The sequence below is a fragment of the Bacillus sp. ISL-41 genome (assembly GCF_018613235.1).
Classification (GTDB): Bacteria; Bacillota; Bacilli; order Bacillales; family Cytobacillaceae; genus Mesobacillus.
The window spans coordinates 1-18,397 of record NZ_JAGGQP010000009.1; the positions used below are offsets into that span (position 1 = coordinate 1).

Below are 18,397 nucleotides of genomic sequence, written 5' to 3' on the forward strand. Positions count from 1 at the left end.
CGTTCGAGGACTTAACCAAAAACGAAAAGTGTAGGCGACTGTTCAGCCTCGACAAGTGCTGGAGGGCCAGCAGTTGAAGTCGTTCTTTGACTTCAGCGGATGGACCGAAGCAATCTCGAGAGGCTAGGAGCCGAAACTGGACAATAATTACTCGTTTCTCTTGAATTCTTCTTACACATTATCTAGTTTTGAGGGAATAAAAGCTTTTCATTAAGTGAAAAACTTTCTTAAATTTTCTCTTGCAAAATGCATAAAAGACAGTATAATAGATATTGTCTTTAAAAAAATGTCTGGTGGCGATGGCGAGAAGGTCACACCCGTTCCCATACCGAACACGGAAGTTAAGCTTCTCAGCGCCGATGGTAGTTGGGGGTTTCCCCCTGTGAGAGTAGGACGCCGCCGGGCAGGATGCATTTTCATCCAATCTTCAAAGATGTGGATCGCGTATCCAAGTCGGAGAAATAATCATTATTCCGCAGTAGCTCAGTGGTAGAGCACTCGGCTGTTAACCGAGCGGTCGTAGGTTCGAATCCTACCTGCGGAGCCAATTTGGAGAGCTGTCCGAGAGGTCGAAGGAGCACGATTGGAAATCGTGTAGACGGTCAACGCTGTCTCAAGGGTTCGAATCCCTTGCTCTCCGCCATAGAAACTTTATATCTGGCCCCTTGGTCAAGCGGTTAAGACACCGCCCTTTCACGGCGGTAACACGGGTTCGAATCCCGTAGGGGTCACCAAATGGAGGATTAGCTCAGCTGGGAGAGCATCTGCCTTACAAGCAGAGGGTCGGCGGTTCGATCCCGTCATCCTCCACCATGATTTTTCACGAAGTGAAAATAATCTTCAATTATTACCGTCGCGGGGTGGAGCAACGAGCGTTACTTCACTGTATGAACTGCGAGTTGTACCGATCGAGCAGCAGCTTGAATAAGCTTCCTGAGATCGGGACAGTCATTGCTCTCAAGGAGCATGCACAAAACAATATCTTTATTACCGTCGCGGGGTGGAGCAGTCCGGTAGCTCGTCGGGCTCATAACCCGAAGGTCGCAGGTTCAAATCCTGCCCCCGCAATCTGGTCCCGTGGTGTAGCGGTTAACATGCCTGCCTGTCACGCAGGAGATCGCCGGTTCGATCCCGGTCGGGACCGCCATTTTCATTAAGTGCTCAGTAGCTCAGTTGGTAGAGCAAGTTGCTCACATCTCCGAGTAAGCTTCTGCGGCAACTTGCGAGAAAGACCGAAGGTCATTCGAGCAAAGGACCTAAACAAGTAAAGGTTTAGGATGCAATATTATAGTGGCTCAGTAGCTCAGTCGGTAGAGCAAAGGACTGAAAATCCTTGTGTCGGCGGTTCGATTCCGTCCTGAGCCACCATATATACAATACCTGGCTATTCAGGGAATTTGAGAAAATGGGTTTTTTAACATCAAAAAAGATGTTATAGTGGAGGGGTAGCGAAGTGGCTAAACGCGGCGGACTGTAAATCCGCTCCCTCAGGGTTCGGCGGTTCGAATCCGTCCCCCTCCACCACTTAATATAGGGGTATAGTTTAAAGGTAGAACGAAGGTCTCCAAAACCTTTGGTGTGGGTTCGATTCCTACTACCCCTGCCAATTTTATAATGGCGATTGTGGCGAAGTGGTTAACGCACCTGATTGTGGTTCAGGCATTCGTGGGTTCGATTCCCATCAGTCGCCCCATTATAATTCACAAATGTAATAATAAGAGCATATAATATATTGGGCTATAGCCAAGCGGTAAGGCATCGCACTTTGACTGCGACATGCGTTGGTTCGAATCCAGCTAGCCCAGCCATTTTTTGCGGAAGTAGTTCAGTGGTAGAATACAACCTTGCCAAGGTTGGGGTCGCGGGTTCGAATCCCGTCTTCCGCTCCAAAAATATATGGCGGCATAGCCAAGTGGTAAGGCAAAGGTCTGCAAAACCTTTATTCACCGGTTCAAATCCGGTTGCCGCCTCCACTAACTCATTAGTGGCAGCAAGAAAGCAAGACATTTTAATATGCCGGTGTGGCGGAATTGGCAGACGCGCACGACTCAAAATCGTGTTCCTTCTGGAGTGTCGGTTCGACCCCGACCACCGGTACCACTTTTATTATAAACAGGATTTCCTGTTTTCTTTATTTCATAAAGATATGTATGCGGGTGTAGTTTAGTGGTAAAACCTCAGCCTTCCAAGCTGATGATGAGGGTTCGATTCCCTTCACCCGCTCCATACATACGTGACTAACGCAGTATGTCGTTTCCAGAAAACGATATGCTGCGTTTTTTCTTTTCTTTGATTTCACAGTGTTTGAGATAAACGTAAAAATTCTGCTTAAATTGAAAACGACCCTGAATTCTTTAAGAATAAGAGGGATTTTTCCGTTTATTTAATCTAAATCGTTGAATATGTGTCTTATTTTTTGCAGTTAACCGGAAAGTCTCCGCTTATGAATACTCATACCTGCATGATAATCACCAATGAATGATCATCATCCCAAAAGAAAAAGGATGCATCAGCATCCCGAAATTCTATATGTGCCTGATCCGCCATGGATTTGGATAAACATGTTCATTAGTGACTCAGTCATTTTTTGCATGCTTTCTGGAGAAGATGAAGGTCTTAAATAGACGATCTGCAGGGCGTTTGTTGTTTTTTCAGTAACTGCTGTCCTTTCTGAATCAACAAATGGACTTCCGAATGGTCCTTGTTCATCAGCAGAGATAATCAGGTTCGCCAGGTTATTAGTTCTTCCATTTAAACCTGTGTATTCTTCGTTTTCTTCTCCTATTTTAATCGTTACATTCCCCACTAGCTTATCACTGTCATAAACGCCTATTGGAATTTGATATTCAAGTGAGAAGAAATTATTTAAATCTATCGCGCTATGTAGGGGTTGGAGATAATTCTGCTTTGCCACACGGCGGTAAAGGGCTTCCGCTGAGTGTCTGTAGCGGTTAGGATCCTTTCCAGTTGTTTTGAATATTGCCCGCCATTCTTTGATGCCTTCGAGATCGGTTACATTTTTTTCTAGAAGTTCGAAGTAAATAGATTCCTGGAAAAGCTGGAGCCTGCCTTTTAACATTTGCGGGGACTCGCCAACCTGGATGTCTTTATACTGGATGATTCCGACTGAAAATCCGGGAATTAGATCACAAATCGCCTTGGAAACTTGAATTTCCATTGATTCCACCTCCAAATCTGCTTTAAAATAGTTTATCATAAAAGTAATTTGCTTTTAAATTTATGGATTGAAATATAGATATCAAGCAGGAAGGAGGACACCTATGGATACGGCAACCTTAAAGAAGGATATTATTGCTTACAGCAAAACGATTGGTATCGATAAAATTGGTTTTGCTGCTCCATCTGCCTTCGAAGAGATGAAAGTCAGGTTATACAGGCAGCAGGAACTTCAATATCAATCCGGGTTCGAGGAAAAGGATATTGAGAAGAGAACGGAGCCTTCGCTGATTTTTGACCGTCCTAAATCAATCATCTCGATTGCACTAGCTTATCCTTCAAAGATGAAGACGAAAGTTGTCAGCAAGAAGGGAGAACGGCGTGGAATCTTCTGCCGTGCATCCTGGGGGACGGATTACCACGCGGTCTTAAGGGATAGGCTGAAAAAACTGGAGGAATACATTGTATCGAAGGTACCTGATGCGAGGTTCAAGTCGATGGTCGATACGGGTGAACTTGTGGACAGGGCTGTTGCCGAACGGGCAGGGATAGGCTGGAGCGGCAAGAACTGTTCGATCATCACACCGGAGTTCGGTTCATATGTTTATTTGGGTGAGATGATCACGAATATTCCATTTGAACCGGATACGCCAATGGAGGATCGCTGTGGCAGCTGCAATAAATGTGTGGATGTCTGTCCGACTGGAGCCCTTGTACAGGGAGGGCAGCTGGATGCGCAAAAATGTATTGCCTTCGTGACACAAACAAAGGGCTTTTTAGCAGACGAGTTCCGTGAAAAGCTTGGCAACCGTTTATATGGCTGTGATACTTGCCAGACAGTTTGTCCTGAGAATAAAGGAAAGGATTTTCATTTCCATGAAGAAATGGAACCTGACCCTGAGATTGCGAAGCCCCTTCTTAAACCTTTACTAAGCATAAGCAATCGGGAGTTCAAAGAAAAGTTCGGACATGTATCTGGTTCATGGCGGGGGAAAAAGCCTATCCAGCGTAACGCAATCATTGCCCTTGCGCATTATAAGGATGATACAGCAATACCTGAATTGATCATGGTAATGAAGAATGATCTGAGACCAGTACTCAGAGGGACGGCAGCATGGGCACTTGGGAAGATTGGCGGTGCTGAGGCGTTGGAGGCTTTGAAGCTTGCTTCTGGTGTCGAGAACGATGAGGAAGTACTAAATGAGATTCAGAAGGGCATGGATTTTTTCATGGATAGCTCAGAGACGAATATAACTGTGTAGGAAGGATGGATTTTATAAATCCATCTTTTTTTATGCGTGAAATCCTGGAACGCTTCATAAATATGAATGGTGAAGGGAGAGATGAATATGCGTGAGCAACTGCAGGAACTGTTGGAACAGCGTGTCCTTCAATGTGTTTCCATGCCGAGGAATCAATTGCACGAGTGTCCAAGTATAGAGCAGAAAAAGCAGAGTTTTGCCAACAGATCTGCTGAAATTGTAAAAGCAAAGGCAAATGGCAGGGTTGAAGAAAAATTTGAAGATAAAGAGAATGCCTCGATTTTATATGAGGTTCATTTTCAGTATTTGATCAAGCAGCGGGGTCTATTTTACATGGAGGAGGAAGTGGAGAAGAGGCAGGCGGAATTTTACAAGGGGGTACTGGTAAAGGATGAAAAGCTAAATGAGATCAGAGAGTCCTACGGCAGCGATGAAGCGTTGCCTGCTTTTGCGCAGCAGGAGGGAGACCGGGAGAGGAAGGGCTTCAGATACGACAGGCTGAAGGCCGTCCAGTATGCAGAAAGATGGTGGAATGACTACAACCCTGCATATAAGAAGTTCGAGGTTGATTGTACAAACTATATCTCACAATGCCTGCATCAGGGTGGAGGGCCGATGCGCGGGTATCCAAACCGCAGCAATGGCTGGTGGATGCAGAATGATAACTGGAGCTTCAGCTGGTCAGTAGCCAATGCGATGCGCTGGTACATCCCAGGGTCCAAGCTGGGCTTAAGGGGGAGAGAAGTAAACGGTGCTGAAAAACTAAAGCTTGGTGATGTCATCTGCTATGATTTTGAGGGAGATGGCCGTTTCGACCATACTACAATTGTTACGGGACATGATGCTGATGGCATGCCGCTAGTCAATGCTCATACGTATAACAGCCGGATGCGATATTGGGCTTATGAGGATTCGACTGCTTATACCCCGAATATTAAATACAAGTTCTTTACGATTACGGATGATTACGACGATATTTGATGACTAAATGACACTCATACGGCGCCATTTCTTTTGCTGAGAAGGAGTGTAGTGGTATAATAGCTTTAGTTTTTAACAGAGGTGAAAGTCATGGCATTGCATGTTGTATTATACCAGCCGCTCATACCGGCAAACACTGGCAATATTGCCCGCACATGTGCTGGTACCGATACCGAGCTTCACTTGATCAGGCCGTTGGGATTTTCAACGGATGACAAGATGTTGAAGAGGGCGGGTTTGGATTACTGGGATCATGTTAAGATTCACTATTATGATTCGCTTGAGGATTTTTATCAACAGAACGAGGGCGGAGAATTCTTTTATGTGACCAAATTTGGCAAGAAGGCGCATTCCGATTTTGATTATAGTGCAGCTGAAAAGGATTTCTTTTTTATTTTTGGCAGAGAGACGACAGGACTTCCTAAAGAAGTGATCGAAAACAATATGGAGACATGCCTGAGGCTGCCTATGAATGAAAATATCCGTTCTTTAAATCTGTCTAATACGGCCGCGATTTTGATTTATGAAGCGCTTAGGCAGCAGGACTATCGCGATTTGCGTAAATACTAGGAGGCCTTTTCAGGTCTCCTTTTTGGCATGCCTATGTGCCAGCTGGTATTTTGAAGACGAATGAGTACTTTGCCGTGAATGAAAATGTTACTTTTCAGGTTATACATATTCCAGAAGGAGTTGTTATTTAAATGAACCAGGTAATCGAGACTCTCTTACAGCATCGTTCGATCAGGCGTTTTACGGATACACCGCTGGATCGAGAACAAATTGAAGCAATTGTAAAAAGTGCCCAGGCGGCATCTACTTCGAGCTTTATCCAGGCGTATACAATCATTGGTGTTACGGATCAAAAAAAGAAGGACAAGCTCGCTGAAATTGCAGGGAATCAAGCTTATGTTGCGGCAAATGGACATTTCTTCATTTTCTGTGCGGATCTTCACCGCCATAAGGTCATAGCAGAGATGGAAGTGTCAGATCTGGATGACTCGATTGAGAGTACAGAGAAATTCATGGTTGCCTTGATCGATGCTGCTCTGGCAGCCCAGAACGCCGCTATTGCGGCCGAATCCATGGGATTGGGGATTTGCTATATAGGCGGAATACGGAACGACCTCGAGGCGGTAAAGGAGGTTCTGAAGACACCAGAACATGTTATTCCGCTGTTTGGCATGGCAGTAGGATATCCTGACCAGGACACGGACGTAAAGCCGCGTCTGCCTCTCGAGCATGTGTATATGGAAAATGAGTACCAACAGGACAGGGGTGTGCTTGAAAAGCAGCTCCGCGACTATAATACCACTACTTCAGAATACTACCGGGAAAGAACCGGAGGAAAACGTGAGGATACCTGGACGGAACAGATGGCAAAAATGCTTGGGCGAAAATCAAGGATGTACATGAAGGAGTTTGTGGAAAAACAGAATTTGAATAAAAAATAATCATAGAAAAGTAAAAAAGCTGCCAATCGGCAGCTTTTTATTTTTTGTTGACTCCCGGCTTATCATCGTAACCGCCTGTGAAAATAGCAGCTAGAAATGCAATACTTACGCCTATAATTAGGATTAGTTTCATGTATGTAAGCCTCCCTTTTTATCGTTTTGTTCATATAGAAATCATTATATCCTATTATGCTGCAACTGTGAAGGATGGGCTTATTTTTTCCTTTAGGAGGTAAAAAAGGACAATCATCCTTGCAGAACGTTTACGCATGTTCAAATTGTTTGCTGCATAGAATTTATTAATCGTCTCTTGATAACGCTAGATGGGGAGGTCCATATGGATATTTTAAAAAAGATTGAGATGTATCGCCAAGGAGAAGAGAAGCTTAAATGGGAAGGGACGTTCAGGGAATATCTTGAAATTGTGAAGGAACAGCCATGGGTAGCTCAATCGGCACATTCGCGTGTATATAATATGATCAAGGACGCAGGAATTGAAAAAGAAAAAGGCAAGAAGCGCTATTCCTTCTTCAATTCACAGTTATTCGGCCTTGAAGAGGCGCTGGAAAGGCTTGTTGAGGAATATTTTCATCCAGCTGCGAAAAGGCTTGATGTCAGAAAGCGGATTTTGTTGTTGATGGGACCGGTAAGTGGAGGTAAATCAACACTCGTCACAATGCTGAAAAGAGGGCTTGAGGCGTATTCACATACAGACAGAGGAGCAATATATGCGATCAAAGGCTGCCCAATGCATGAAGACCCACTGCATATGATTCCGCATCATTTGCGCAAGGATTTTTATGATGAATATGGCATCAGAATTGAAGGCAATCTGTCTCCGCTTAATATGATGAGGCTTGAACAAGAGTATGGCGGCAGGATTGAAGATGTCATCGTGGAGCGAATCTTCTTCTCCGAGGATAAGCGGACGGGTATCGGCACATTCAGTCCATCTGATCCTAAATCCCAGGATATTGCGGATTTGACTGGCAGCATTGACTTCTCGACCATCGCGGAATATGGATCTGAGTCCGATCCGCGGGCCTATCGTTTTGATGGGGAATTGAATAAGGCGAACCGAGGGATGATGGAGTTCCAAGAAATGCTCAAGTGTGATGAGAAATTCCTCTGGCACTTGCTGAGCCTGACGCAGGAAGGCAATTTTAAAGCGGGAAGATTCGCATTGATTAGTGCGGATGAGTTGATTGTCGCGCATACGAATGAAACTGAATACCGTTCTTTCATTTCCAACAAGAAGAATGAAGCCTTGCATTCACGTATCATTGTGATGCCGATTCCATATAACCTAAAAGTGACTGAAGAAGAGAAGATTTATGACAAGATGATCAGGGAAAGTGATGTAAATGATGTCCATATTGCGCCGCATACTCTGAGGGTGGCTGCGATGTTCACGATTCTTACGCGTCTGAAGGATCCTAAAAAGGGCGACATCGACCTGATCAAGAAGATGAGGCTTTATGATGGTGAAAGTGTCGAAGGGTATAACAGAGCTGATGTTGAGGAATTGAAAAAAGAGCATCAGGATGAGGGAATGAGCGGAATTGACCCTCGTTACGTCATCAACCGAATTTCTTCTACAATTATCAGGAAAGAAGTTAAAACAATTAATGCTTTGGACGTCCTGAGATCACTTAAGGAAGGCCTTGACCAGCATCCGTCGATTACCGCCGAGACAAGGGAGCGCTACCTGAACTATATTTCTCTTGCCCGGAAGGAGTATGACGATATCGCCAAGAAAGAAGTTCAAAAGGCATTCGTGTACTCGTATGAAGAGTCAGCTAAAACCCTTATGGATAATTACCTTGATAATGTTGAAGCTTATTGTAATAAGGCGAAGATGCGTGATCAGCTGACTGGCGAGGAAATCAATCCGGACGAAAAGCTGATGCGCTCTATCGAGGAACAGATTGGCATTTCCGAAAATGCCAAGAAAGCTTTCCGCGAAGAGATTTTAATCAGGATTTCTGCCTATGCGCGCAAAGGCAAGAGGTTTGATTACAATTCGCATGACCGCCTGCGGGAAGCAATCCAGAAAAAGCTGTTTGCTGATCTGAAGGATGTCGTTAAGATTACGACTTCCACGAAGACTCCTGATGAGACGCAGCTGAAGAAAATCAATAATGTCGTCGCCAGATTGATCGATGAGCATGGATACAACTCTACCTCAGCGAATGAATTGCTGCGGTATGTCGGAAGCCTGTTGAATAGATAGATTTTGAGGACCTGCAGATTGCGGGTCCTTTTAGTTTATGAAATCCTGATAGCGGGAATAGTACAGGCAAGAGGTGATAAACATGAGTGAAAAAGAATTGCCAAAAGACTATGTCCCTAAAAATAGTTCCATGGCACGCAATGAGGAAGAAATCGAAAATCTAGGTAAGCAAATGGAACACCGTCGCACAGGTGAAGTATTGAAAGAAGACTATGATAAAGTACCGGATCCAATCCAGTTTGATAAAGCGAATGAAAAGGAATAACCTTTGCTGATAACGCAAAGGTTATTTTTTTTATGGCCATGACACTCTGCATATTGCTGATTATAATCATTTGCCCAGAAGTTGATGCCTGCGTCCAGGACAGTAGTAAATGCTGTCTTGGAAAAGAACTTATCAGGAAAAAGGACAATAATGCTCAAAAGGGTTTCAAGATAAAATGGGCTTGTCCATCCATAGGAGAAAAGGTTAATTGTCAAAATTATTTGTAAATTATTTTGTCTTCCTGCATAAGATAGAGTAATTACAATTCCCACAAGGGAAAAGTCCATCGGGATATTGTATGAAGGTATGTTGAATTATGTTACTGTCAAAATGAAAATTTCAAAGGAGGGGTTGAAAATGACCGATGAAAGCAGTCACCAGTTTGTGATTTCCCAGGAAGATTGGTCCCTCCACCGCAAAGGACATGATGACCAACAGCGCCATCAGGAAAAGGTGCAGGAAGCAATAAAGAGCAATCTGCCTGATTTGATCACCGAAGAGAATATTATCATGTCCAACGGCAGGGATGTCGTAAAGATTCCAATAAGGTCACTGGATGAGTACAAAATCCGTTATAACTATGATAAGAACAAACATGTCGGCCAGGGGAACGGCGACAGTAAAGTAGGTGATGTCGTCGCGCGTGATGGCTCCGGGCAGCAGCAAGGTCCCGGAAAGGGGCAAGGCGCAGGAGACCAGGCCGGTGAAGATTATTACGAAGCAGAAGTATCAATGATGGAAATCGAAGAAGCGTTATTTAAAGAGCTGGAGCTTCCTAACCTCAAGAAGAAGGAAGAACAGGAGCACCTCGTTGAAAATATTGAATTCAACGACATCAGGAAGACTGGCTTGATGGGCAATATTGATAAAAAGCGGACCATGATGTCAGCTTACAAGCGGAATGCGATGACAGGCAAACCATCGTTCCACCCAATCTACAAGGAAGATCTTAAATTCAAGACGTGGAATGAGGTCGTGAAGCCCGATTCAAAGGCTGTTGTTCTAGCCATGATGGATACGAGCGGCAGTATGGGACTGTGGGAAAAATATATGGCGAGGAGCTTCTTCTTCTGGATGACACGCTTCCTTCGCTCCAAGTATGAAACAGTCGAAATCGAATTTATCGCTCACCATACAGAAGCAAAGGTAGTCTCCGAGGAAGATTTTTTCTCAAAAGGAGAAAGCGGAGGTACCATTTGTTCATCCGCCTACCGGAAAGCATTGGAACTTATAGACCTGAAATACAATCCAAGCAAGTTTAACATCTACCCATTCCATTTTTCAGATGGTGATAACCTGACCTCCGACAATGCCCGCTGTGTAAAATTAGTAGAAGAGCTGATGAAGGTCTCCAATATGTTTGGTTATGGAGAAGTCAATCAGTACAATCGCCACTCGACCCTAATGTCCGCGTATAAAAACATTAAAGACGATAACTTCCGTTACTATATCCTCAAGCAGAAAGCTGATGTATTCCACGCGATGAAAAGTTTTTTCAAACAGGAAGAAAACAAGATGTATGCTTAATAAAAAATCGGCAGGATAGAGCTCCTGCCGATTTTTCTATTTCATCATCGTTGTTCTCACGCTGGATAGGAACTCCAATATTAACAATCTATTATTTTTCAATTCCAATCGCCTGGCTGCCCATCTGGATCCAGGCATTCTCGAATGGTGTCCGTGGCACGGTCTTATAACCATCGCTGGCAAGCGGATCGTTTATGTAAATAGACTCCTCGTCATAGCCGACAATCAAAACACTGTGTTCCTTGTAAGTAATCTTCACATTTCCGGTATTTGTCTCCCAAACGGTAAATTCCGATTCAGGAAGCGGAGCGAAGGTGGAATTGATGATGACCCAAACTGGCGATCCAGTATCGATCAGTTCGTAAACTGAATCAATGGATTGGCCAGTAATGTCCTTGATTTTTCCAGGGATATAATTCTCTGCAAGCTTTGCTACAGGACCATGGTAAACGCCATATCCCGATTTACTGAAAGTATAGATATCGCCTACGAAGCCATCATATGGATTGCTGCGAACATAATTTGCGTCGCGGAATGGTATTTTATGTATCTGCTCAGCCAAGGTCATTTTATCGGCTGCGATTCCCTCATACTGCAAAAGCATTGTTAGGCTGGTTACCTCACAGCCTCGTTGTAATTCGGGGAGCTGACTGATGTGCGGAACCCCTTCAATCATCTCTCTCTTCTCTGTATTGAAGAAATCCTTGAGAAATTCTTTATCTTCAATGGACTTTGTTATGGAATAAGCTTCAGTTCGGTTGATTTTTGGAGCAACTGATGCTTGTGTTTCTGCCGTTGGATTTTCAATCGATCGTAAATTTTCCGCTCCCAGATAGGTCGCCAGGAAAATGCCTCCAATGGATAGTGTTCTAATAAGCAACTTTCTATTCAAAATATCGTCTCCTAACATTTCTCCTTCAGGCTGGGCATCTCTTACAATTTTAACCAAAGTTCGACAATGATTCAATAGACTAATAGAATGATATTGGAAACCGGCTGGTAAAAAGGTAACTATCATAGCGTAATTAAAATAAAAAGTCCTTAAGTTTGAGTTTTTGGGAAGAATATTGGGGAATTTAGTAGTTGAACCTGAAGTGAGCTCCAGTAAAAAAAGAATTTCTGACATTCATCTTTTTGAATCTAATCGGTAATACTATCTCTGTTATGAGTACAATCTTTTTAAAAAAAACACAATTTGTGTTAGGGTATTAAAGTGCAAAGTTGACGAAGGGAGTTTTTTGATGAAAAAGGATTCATCTGTTTTTTTCATATCGACAGGAATTTTGTTATTAATGGTTCTTTTCGGTGTGTTTGTTCCAGATAAGCTTGAATCAGTTACAGCCAGTATCCAGGCATTCATTACTGATTCTTTTGGCTGGTATTATTTAATTCTTGTTTCTGCTATTGTCATTGTTTGTCTGTATTTCTTAATCAGTCCTCTCGGCAAAATCAGACTTGGCAAGCAGGATGACCGCCCAGAGTTTACTACCCTGACTTGGTATGCGATGCTTTTTAGCGCCGGTATGGGGATCGGGCTGGTTTTCTGGGGTACTGCTGAACCGATAAGCCATTATATGGTCTCTACACCAACTGGAGTGGAGGCGGGGTCTGACCAGGCAATCCGTGATTCAATGAGATTCACGTTCTTCCACTGGGGTATCCATGCCTGGGCCATTTATGGAATTGTTGCATTAGTTCTTGCTTATTTCAATTTCAGACATGGAAAGCCAGGATTGATTAGTGCTACCCTCAGCCCTATTTTAGGCGACAGGACGAATGGTGCAGTTGGAAAAGTAATTGACGTGATTTCGGTTGTCGCGACTGTAGTGGGTGTGGCAACAACTTTGGGATTTGGAGCTGTACAAATTAACGGTGGACTTTCTTACCTATTTGGAATACCTACTGGTTTCGTCACTCAATTGTTTATTGTCCTGATTGTAACAGTATTGTTCATGATCTCTGCATGGACAGGACTTGGAAAAGGTATCAAGATTTTAAGCAATGTAAACATGATACTAGCTGCGGTATTGCTCGTTGCGATGCTATTTTTAGGACCCACCCAATTTATCCTGAACCTTTTTACCAACACAATTGGTACATACCTTCAAAATTTGCCGGCAATGAGTTTCCGGATTGCGCCTTTAAATGAAGATGTCCGTTCGTGGATCAACGGCTGGACTATTTTCTACTGGGCATGGTGGATTGCCTGGGCGCCATTTGTAGGGATTTTTATAGCTCGAGTTTCTAAAGGCCGTACGATCAGAGAGTTTGTATTTGGTGTACTCCTTGTACCTTCTTTGATTGGCTTCCTATGGTTTTCTGCTTTTGGAGGTTCAGCGATCATGCTTGAGCACGAAGGGATTGCGAATATTTCAGAACTCGCGACCGAAGAAGCGCTCTTTGGCGTGTTTGCCAATTATCCATTAAGTTCTTTATTGTCCATCCTGGCAATGATCCTTATCGGTACATTCTTTATCACTTCAGCAGATTCAGGTACATTTGTTTTAGGGATGATGACCACCAATGGATCTCTGACACCAGGAAACAGGATTAAATTCACATGGGGAATCATGCTGGCGGCAATTTCTTTAGTATTGCTGTACTCTGGCGGACTGCAGGCATTGCAAAATACAATGATCGTAGCTGCATTGCCCTTCTCCATCATTATGGCATTAATGGGATTAAGTCTAATTAAAGCCCTGAATCAAGAAGCAAAAGAACTCGGAATTGGAAAAATTCCTAAACGCAAGCCTTAATAATTAGTGAGGAGTCATTCCAGTTTATGGGATGGCTCCTTTTTTAATTTGGTCTTTACATAATTGGCGAGGCTGTTTATACTTTATGTAAGTAATTACTTACATTCATTAGTTTCAGGGGGGAAGGAAGATGCTGAAAATACTTGGGTCATGGATGTCAAAACACCCGGTAAAAATAGTTTTATTAACGATAATGGCTGTTGTGCTTTTAGCTGCAGGGGCAAGTAACGTCCAAATGGCTACGGGGAATGAGACACTGGTAAGCACTGAATCAATGGTTTATAAAAGCAACCAGCAGCTTGAAGAAGAATTCGGGGGAGAATCGATCATCATCGTTTATGAAGCAACTGATGATAAAGATGTGCTAACGGTTGACAGGCTGGAACATATGAAAGGTCTTGAAGCAATCCTTAATACACAAAAACAGGTTTATAGCGTCATGAGTCCTGTTGTTCTGGTAGAAGAAATATCGTCTAAGCAAGCTGAGAAATATAAAGAAGGAATAGAAGAAGTTTCGGATGGCCTGAAAGATATGGGTGGAAAATTAATAGAGATTGGAGATCAGATGGAAGCCAATGCTTCTGCAGAAGGACAGCTTCCAAACATGGCTAGCCAAATGCCGGAACTTAATCAGGGAATAGATAACATGATTCAAGGACAGGAGAAACTAAAGGCAGGAACGACAAATCTTGTTAGTGGCTATTCTCAGTTTGGAGCCCAGACAAGAGATGCAGGGATGAAACTGAAAGAATTGGCTTCAAAATACAACGCAAATGACCCGCAACAGAAACATCAAGCAGAACAGGTTAATAAAATGAGCATCCACTTGATCCAGCTTTCTGAAAAAATGCTGCAGGGAGCTGAGAAATCTGAGGCTCTCCCAAATGTTCCAGATCAAACAATCAAGAGTTTAAAAGGAATGGAAAGTGGATTATCAAAACAGCAAGGACAATTTGAAGACTTCCAGGCAGGAAAGGCAAAGCAGACTGAAGATTTAAAGCAGCTCAGCAAAGGTCTGAGTGAAATGGGCACAAACCTGGTCGAAATCAGTGAAAAATTAACCGCGATGAATGATTACTCCGATACATTGAAACCAGGATTGCCTGTAAAGCAGGAAACTCTGGAATACATTGTTTATGATAATAATGGCAAGAGGAAAGATATTTTTAATGAAGTCATTATAAACGATCATACCATGATCATGATTGTGAAATTTGGCGGAAATGTTTCGGATGACTCAAAAAGTGACATTTCAAAAACGGTTAAGTCATATTTGAATGAAAATCAAATAGAGTCAACAGATACAATGGTTTCCGGGAAGCCAGTTTTGGATGATGCAATCCGCTCATCCATGAAGGAAAGCATGAAGAAAATGATGATGCTATCTATATTGTTCATGGTCATCATTTTATTTTTCACCTTCAATGTAAGTTGGCGCTTACTTCCATTAGGTATCATTTTAATAGCTGTCATTGGTACGGTTGGTTTGATGGGCTGGATTCAGATACCAATAACCATGGTCTCTATGGCCGTTTTCCCGATTCTTATAGGTCTTGGGATTGATTACGCAATCCAGTTCCAAAACAGGTATTCAGAAGAAATGGCAGATGAGGAGGATGACCATGAATAACAAACCAGAGAAGGCCCTATATCAAACATTAACGCAAATGGTGCCGGCAGTTTTGACAGCCTTAATTGCTGCCGGGCTGGGGTTTATTGCTTTATACACATCTCCTGTGCCGATGATCCAGGACTTTGGCAAGATGCTGACAGTAGGAATGATCATCAGTTTTATAGCAGGAGTGTTTATATTAATTCCGATTTTATTCACTAGAGATCATTTCTTCAAAAAAGAAAGGAATAAAAAGAAACAAGTAAAATTTAGAAATAAGAAGGGAGACAGGTTCTTTAATTGGTTTACAAATAAACTGATTTTGCTGAAGTGGCTCATCCTTTTTGCTGCCTTCCTATCAGCAGGGCTTGGTATCTGGGTTGATTTACAAGCAGGGGTCGAAACGGATGTTGAAAAGTTTATGCCGCAGGATACACAGGAGTTAAAGGATATTCATAAGTTAAGAGAAATTATCGGCAGTACCGATGAAATTTCGGTTGTCTATGAAGCTGACGATGTGTCATCTGCTGAGATATTGGAGTGGGTAGATGGGATTACCGGAACAGTTAAAAGTGAATTTCCAGAAACCATTACAGATGCACGTTCAGTCACAACTGCCCTTCGACAGATGAATGATGGGGAATTTCCTGTAAATCATGAGATAGAGGAATATTTGGCTGATATGCCAGAAGCACAGAAAAAGCTGTTAATTAATGAAGAAGGAACAAAAGGTGTCATCACCTTGAGTATAGAGCACCTAGAGGCAGAGGAGCTTAAAGGTTTCATTGATGACTTAGCCGACTATTTTAAGGCGGAAGAATTAAAAGGAGTTGATACAACGGTTACCGGAAAAGCAGTGCTGGATGTTGAGATGGTTACCGCATTGACTACTGGCAGGTATAAAATGACATTGCTCGGGATGGGGCTTGTTTTCTTTGGCTTGCTGTTAGTATACCGCCATCCTGTCAAAGCATTTATACCATTGCTGCCAATCGCCCTGATTGTCGGATGGTCAGGCGGAGCCATGTTTTTACTTGATATCAAATATACCCCGTTGACTGCCACATTGGGAGCATTGATTATCGGAATTGGCACAGAGTTCACCATACTGATCATGGAGCGTTTTTATGAAGAACGGAAAAAAGGCAGAAACAGCAAGGAAGCCATCATGGTCACGAATCGAAAAACAGGGAAGGCAATCCTCGCATCTGCCTTTACCACAATCGGCGGGTTCAGCGCACTGCTGGTTTCCGATTTTGTCATCTTGAGCAACTTCGGCTTGATGACATTAATAAATATATCCCTGGCACTGTTCAGTACAATTGTAGTCATGCCTGCCATCTTGATTATTCTCGACCGTTTTGTGAAAATAAGACATGTAGGGGAGAAGGAATTACCAGTAAGCTAGGGGTGGCAGTATGAGGGACAAAACGGAACAAATCTTGAATGCAGCAATGAAGGTTTTTATAAAAAAAGGACTACAGGCTACAACACAAGAGATTGCAAAGGAAGCAGAAGTGGCTGAGGTAACATTGTTCCGGAAATTCACCAATAAGCAAAACCTGTTTATTACAGTTATCAAGAATGTTCTGGAAAGACAATTTGATTCGCAAATTAACAGAATGGCAAAAACTGAGGATACTGAAGCCTTTTTGATAAAGATTATAGAAAATAGATTAGGCACATTGTCCAGAAATGCACCTATGGTTAAAATGCTTATATCCGAAAGCTTGATGGGGAATTTGGATGATGAAGTTGATTTACCTGACATGATATTTTCAAGTCTTGAAAAGGGTTTGGCACTGCATTTTGAGAATATGGGTCAAAAAGTTGATACAGGTCTTGTTGCAAGGCACCTTGGGGGGATTTTCGTCAGCCAGGTTATCTTCAAAAATGATACCCCCTTTCATTTATTAAACGAGGAAGAAAAGATTGCCCTGGTTCGGAAGTATGCTCAATCAGTGATAGCTATTATTAAATAATTTCTCTGGAAGGGATTGGGTTAGCTCCAATCCTTTTCTTTTTATAAAATGAACTTCTAAGTGTTCTGAGGGAACTGAACATATGTAAAGGTTTGGTTATTTATGAACATTTTGTTCTTTTTGAAAATGTAAATGTTTTCATTCGGATTTTTTGCTAGAATAAAGGTATTGAATTTAAGTCATTTCCAAGGGTGATAACGAATGGAAAAAGAAAAATTATTAAAAATAATTGAGGCAGCAAAGCTTTATTATTTACTTGATTATAACCAGAATGATATTGCCAGGGAGTTGGGAGTTTCCAGGCCTACAGTGTCAAGGTTCCTGCAGATCGCGAAGCAGGAGGGTATCGTCGATATCAGAATCATGGACCCTACTGAGGATGTAGAAAATTTGTCAGCACAGCTTGAACAAAAGTTTGGGTTAAAAAAGGCAATTGTCACTCATATTCCGCAATATGAAGACAGTGTGATAAAAACATATCTCGGTGAGAAAGCAGCAGCCTTTTTAAATGAAGTAGTTGATCATGATGATATTATCGGTGTCACCTGGGGAACGACGCTTTATCATGTTGCCTTGGAATTGAAGCAGAAACCGTGCAAGAATGTAAAGGTCGTCCAGTTGAAGGGAGGAGTCAGCCACTCCGAAACGAATACGTACGCGAATGAAATATTATATTTATTCGGCAAGGCCTTCAACAGCGCACCGCATCATCTCCCTCTGCCTGCAATTGTAGACCATGTCGTGGTCAAACAGGCGATGGAGGCGGACAGGCATATAAAAAAGATCCTGGAAATGGGGAAACAATCGAACATTGCGGTCTATACAATCGGTCCGATCAAGTCTGAATCCTTATTGTTCCAGTTAGGATACTTTACAGAAGAAGATTTGCAAGTCATTTATTCAAAAGCTGTCGGGGATATTTGTTCACGATTTTTTGATAAAGATGGAAAGGTTTGCAACGAGAACCTTGATGCTAGAACTTTAGGTATTGAACTTGAAGAGTTAAAGAAGAAGAAGTATTCAATATTAGTTGCAGGCGGAGCTCATAAAATTGATGGTATTTATGGAGCTTTAAAAGGGAAGTATACAAATGTGCTTGTAACGGACCAATTTACTGCCAAATTTTTGTTGGATAAGTAAGGGATAAGGAA

General features: G+C 42.6%; 14 protein-coding genes, 15 tRNA genes and 1 rRNA gene. 28 read left to right on the forward strand and 2 right to left on the reverse strand.

What is annotated here, in order from left to right; all coding sequences use genetic code 11:
- Window positions 1-289: 289 nt before the first annotated feature.
- The 16 genes from rrf to J7I80_RS04225 all read left to right on the forward strand — a co-directional run bounded on the left by rrf (window position 290) and on the right by J7I80_RS04225 (window position 2,226).
- A 5S ribosomal RNA gene (gene rrf, locus J7I80_RS04150) occupies window positions 290-405 on the forward strand.
- A gap of 67 nt (window positions 406-472) precedes the next feature.
- Window positions 473-547 (forward strand) — tRNA-Asn (locus J7I80_RS04155).
- Window positions 548-551: 4 nt separating this feature from the next.
- Window positions 552-643: transfer RNA gene (locus J7I80_RS04160), tRNA-Ser, on the forward strand.
- Between the two features lie 16 nt (window positions 644-659).
- Window positions 660-734 (forward strand) — tRNA-Glu (locus tag J7I80_RS04165).
- Between the two features lie 3 nt (window positions 735-737).
- Window positions 738-813 (forward strand) — tRNA-Val (locus tag J7I80_RS04170).
- Between the two features lie 181 nt (window positions 814-994).
- Window positions 995-1,068: transfer RNA gene (locus J7I80_RS04175), tRNA-Met, on the forward strand.
- A gap of 3 nt (window positions 1,069-1,071) precedes the next feature.
- Window positions 1,072-1,147: transfer RNA gene (locus J7I80_RS04180), tRNA-Asp, on the forward strand.
- A 145-nt stretch (window positions 1,148-1,292) separates the two neighbouring features.
- Window positions 1,293-1,368: transfer RNA gene (locus tag J7I80_RS04185), tRNA-Phe, on the forward strand.
- Window positions 1,369-1,439: 71 nt separating this feature from the next.
- Window positions 1,440-1,524: transfer RNA gene (locus J7I80_RS04190), tRNA-Tyr, on the forward strand.
- Window positions 1,525-1,532: 8 nt separating this feature from the next.
- A tRNA-Trp gene (locus tag J7I80_RS04195) sits at window positions 1,533-1,606 on the forward strand.
- An 11-nt stretch (window positions 1,607-1,617) separates the two neighbouring features.
- A tRNA-His gene (locus J7I80_RS04200) sits at window positions 1,618-1,693 on the forward strand.
- A 40-nt stretch (window positions 1,694-1,733) separates the two neighbouring features.
- Window positions 1,734-1,808: transfer RNA gene (locus tag J7I80_RS04205), tRNA-Gln, on the forward strand.
- Between the two features lie 6 nt (window positions 1,809-1,814).
- A tRNA-Gly gene (locus J7I80_RS04210) sits at window positions 1,815-1,889 on the forward strand.
- Between the two features lie 9 nt (window positions 1,890-1,898).
- Window positions 1,899-1,973: transfer RNA gene (locus J7I80_RS04215), tRNA-Cys, on the forward strand.
- 42 nt (window positions 1,974-2,015) lie between these two features.
- Window positions 2,016-2,100 (forward strand) — tRNA-Leu (locus J7I80_RS04220).
- Window positions 2,101-2,152: 52 nt separating this feature from the next.
- Window positions 2,153-2,226, forward strand: a tRNA-Gly gene (locus J7I80_RS04225).
- Window positions 2,227-2,509: 283 nt separating this feature from the next.
- On the opposite strand, the gene J7I80_RS04230 is transcribed toward J7I80_RS04225, so the two are convergent.
- Window positions 2,510-3,178 (reverse strand): B3/B4 domain-containing protein, encoded by a 669-nt coding sequence (locus tag J7I80_RS04230; RefSeq protein WP_214736146.1) that lies wholly within the window; start codon window positions 3,176-3,178, stop codon window positions 2,510-2,512.
- A gap of 103 nt (window positions 3,179-3,281) precedes the next feature.
- On the opposite strand from J7I80_RS04230, the gene queG reads away from it, so the two are divergent.
- The 7 genes from queG (at window position 3,282) to yhbH (ending at window position 10,896) form a co-directional block, all read left to right on the forward strand.
- Window positions 3,282-4,439: a tRNA epoxyqueuosine(34) reductase QueG gene (queG, locus tag J7I80_RS04235; RefSeq protein WP_214736147.1), complete on the forward strand. Its 1,158-nt coding sequence runs from the start codon at window positions 3,282-3,284 to the stop codon at window positions 4,437-4,439.
- An 87-nt stretch (window positions 4,440-4,526) separates the two neighbouring features.
- On the forward strand, window positions 4,527-5,420 hold the full coding sequence (locus J7I80_RS04240; RefSeq protein ID WP_214736148.1) for an amidase domain-containing protein: 894 nt from the start codon (window positions 4,527-4,529) through the stop codon (window positions 5,418-5,420).
- Window positions 5,421-5,510: 90 nt separating this feature from the next.
- Complete coding sequence (trmL, locus tag J7I80_RS04245) at window positions 5,511-5,990, forward strand: tRNA (uridine(34)/cytosine(34)/5-carboxymethylaminomethyluridine(34)-2'-O)-methyltransferase TrmL (protein ID WP_214736149.1); 480 nt, start codon at window positions 5,511-5,513, stop codon at window positions 5,988-5,990.
- A 131-nt stretch (window positions 5,991-6,121) separates the two neighbouring features.
- Complete coding sequence (gene nfsA, locus J7I80_RS04250; protein WP_214736150.1) at window positions 6,122-6,871, forward strand: oxygen-insensitive NADPH nitroreductase; 750 nt, start codon at window positions 6,122-6,124, stop codon at window positions 6,869-6,871.
- 337 nt (window positions 6,872-7,208) lie between these two features.
- Window positions 7,209-9,104, forward strand: a complete 1,896-nt coding sequence (locus J7I80_RS04255) for a PrkA family serine protein kinase (RefSeq protein WP_214736151.1) — start codon at window positions 7,209-7,211, stop codon at window positions 9,102-9,104.
- 82 nt (window positions 9,105-9,186) lie between these two features.
- Window positions 9,187-9,369 carry a hypothetical protein gene (locus J7I80_RS04260; protein ID WP_214736152.1) on the forward strand — a complete coding sequence of 61 codons (183 nt, stop codon included), beginning with the start codon at window positions 9,187-9,189 and terminating at the stop codon, window positions 9,367-9,369.
- A gap of 357 nt (window positions 9,370-9,726) precedes the next feature.
- The gene (gene yhbH / locus J7I80_RS04265) at window positions 9,727-10,896 is read left to right on the forward strand and encodes a sporulation protein YhbH (RefSeq protein WP_192473535.1); all 1,170 of its coding nucleotides are present in this window, start codon (window positions 9,727-9,729) and stop codon (window positions 10,894-10,896) included.
- Window positions 10,897-10,987: 91 nt separating this feature from the next.
- Here yhbH and J7I80_RS04270 read toward each other — a convergent pair whose 3' ends face one another.
- Window positions 10,988-11,788 carry a C39 family peptidase gene (locus tag J7I80_RS04270; protein WP_214736153.1) on the reverse strand — a complete coding sequence of 267 codons (801 nt, stop codon included), beginning with the start codon at window positions 11,786-11,788 and terminating at the stop codon, window positions 10,988-10,990.
- A 349-nt stretch (window positions 11,789-12,137) separates the two neighbouring features.
- Between J7I80_RS04270 and J7I80_RS04275 the strand changes: the two genes are divergently transcribed.
- The 5 genes from J7I80_RS04275 (at window position 12,138) to J7I80_RS04295 (ending at window position 18,386) form a co-directional block, all read left to right on the forward strand.
- Window positions 12,138-13,652 carry a glycine betaine uptake BCCT transporter gene (locus J7I80_RS04275; RefSeq protein WP_214736154.1) on the forward strand — a complete coding sequence of 505 codons (1,515 nt, stop codon included), beginning with the start codon at window positions 12,138-12,140 and terminating at the stop codon, window positions 13,650-13,652.
- Window positions 13,653-13,782: 130 nt separating this feature from the next.
- Complete coding sequence (locus J7I80_RS04280; RefSeq protein ID WP_214736155.1) at window positions 13,783-15,282, forward strand: MMPL family transporter; 1,500 nt, start codon at window positions 13,783-13,785, stop codon at window positions 15,280-15,282.
- The gene (locus J7I80_RS04285) at window positions 15,275-16,672 is read left to right on the forward strand and encodes an efflux RND transporter permease subunit (RefSeq protein WP_251027586.1); all 1,398 of its coding nucleotides are present in this window, start codon (window positions 15,275-15,277) and stop codon (window positions 16,670-16,672) included. Before J7I80_RS04280 ends, J7I80_RS04285 begins: the two co-directional genes overlap by 8 nt.
- Before the next feature lie 34 nt (window positions 16,673-16,706).
- Entirely contained in the window at window positions 16,707-17,246 is a 540-nt protein-coding gene (locus J7I80_RS04290; protein ID WP_251027587.1) for a TetR/AcrR family transcriptional regulator, read from the forward strand.
- A gap of 201 nt (window positions 17,247-17,447) precedes the next feature.
- Window positions 17,448-18,386, forward strand: a complete 939-nt coding sequence (locus J7I80_RS04295) for a DNA-binding transcriptional repressor DeoR (protein WP_214736158.1) — start codon at window positions 17,448-17,450, stop codon at window positions 18,384-18,386.
- Window positions 18,387-18,397 lie beyond the last annotated feature (11 nt).

Bases quoted from the DNA above. Each gene is read 5' to 3' on its own strand.
- J7I80_RS04230 (WP_214736146.1), bottom strand. From the start codon at position 3,178: ATGGAAATTCAAGTTTCCAAGGCGATTTGTGATCTAATTCCCGGATTT.
- queG (WP_214736147.1), top strand. From the start codon at position 3,282: ATGGATACGGCAACCTTAAAGAAGGATATTATTGCTTACAGCAAAACG.
- J7I80_RS04240 (WP_214736148.1), top strand. From the start codon at position 4,527: ATGCGTGAGCAACTGCAGGAACTGTTGGAACAGCGTGTCCTTCAATGT.
- trmL (WP_214736149.1), top strand. From the start codon at position 5,511: ATGGCATTGCATGTTGTATTATACCAGCCGCTCATACCGGCAAACACT.
- nfsA (WP_214736150.1), top strand. From the start codon at position 6,122: ATGAACCAGGTAATCGAGACTCTCTTACAGCATCGTTCGATCAGGCGT.
- J7I80_RS04255 (WP_214736151.1), top strand. From the start codon at position 7,209: ATGGATATTTTAAAAAAGATTGAGATGTATCGCCAAGGAGAAGAGAAG.
- J7I80_RS04260 (WP_214736152.1), top strand. From the start codon at position 9,187: ATGAGTGAAAAAGAATTGCCAAAAGACTATGTCCCTAAAAATAGTTCC.
- yhbH (WP_192473535.1), top strand. From the start codon at position 9,727: ATGACCGATGAAAGCAGTCACCAGTTTGTGATTTCCCAGGAAGATTGG.
- J7I80_RS04275 (WP_214736154.1), top strand. From the start codon at position 12,138: ATGAAAAAGGATTCATCTGTTTTTTTCATATCGACAGGAATTTTGTTA.
- J7I80_RS04280 (WP_214736155.1), top strand. From the start codon at position 13,783: ATGCTGAAAATACTTGGGTCATGGATGTCAAAACACCCGGTAAAAATA.
- J7I80_RS04285 (WP_251027586.1), top strand. From the start codon at position 15,275: ATGAATAACAAACCAGAGAAGGCCCTATATCAAACATTAACGCAAATG.
- J7I80_RS04295 (WP_214736158.1), top strand. From the start codon at position 17,448: ATGGAAAAAGAAAAATTATTAAAAATAATTGAGGCAGCAAAGCTTTAT.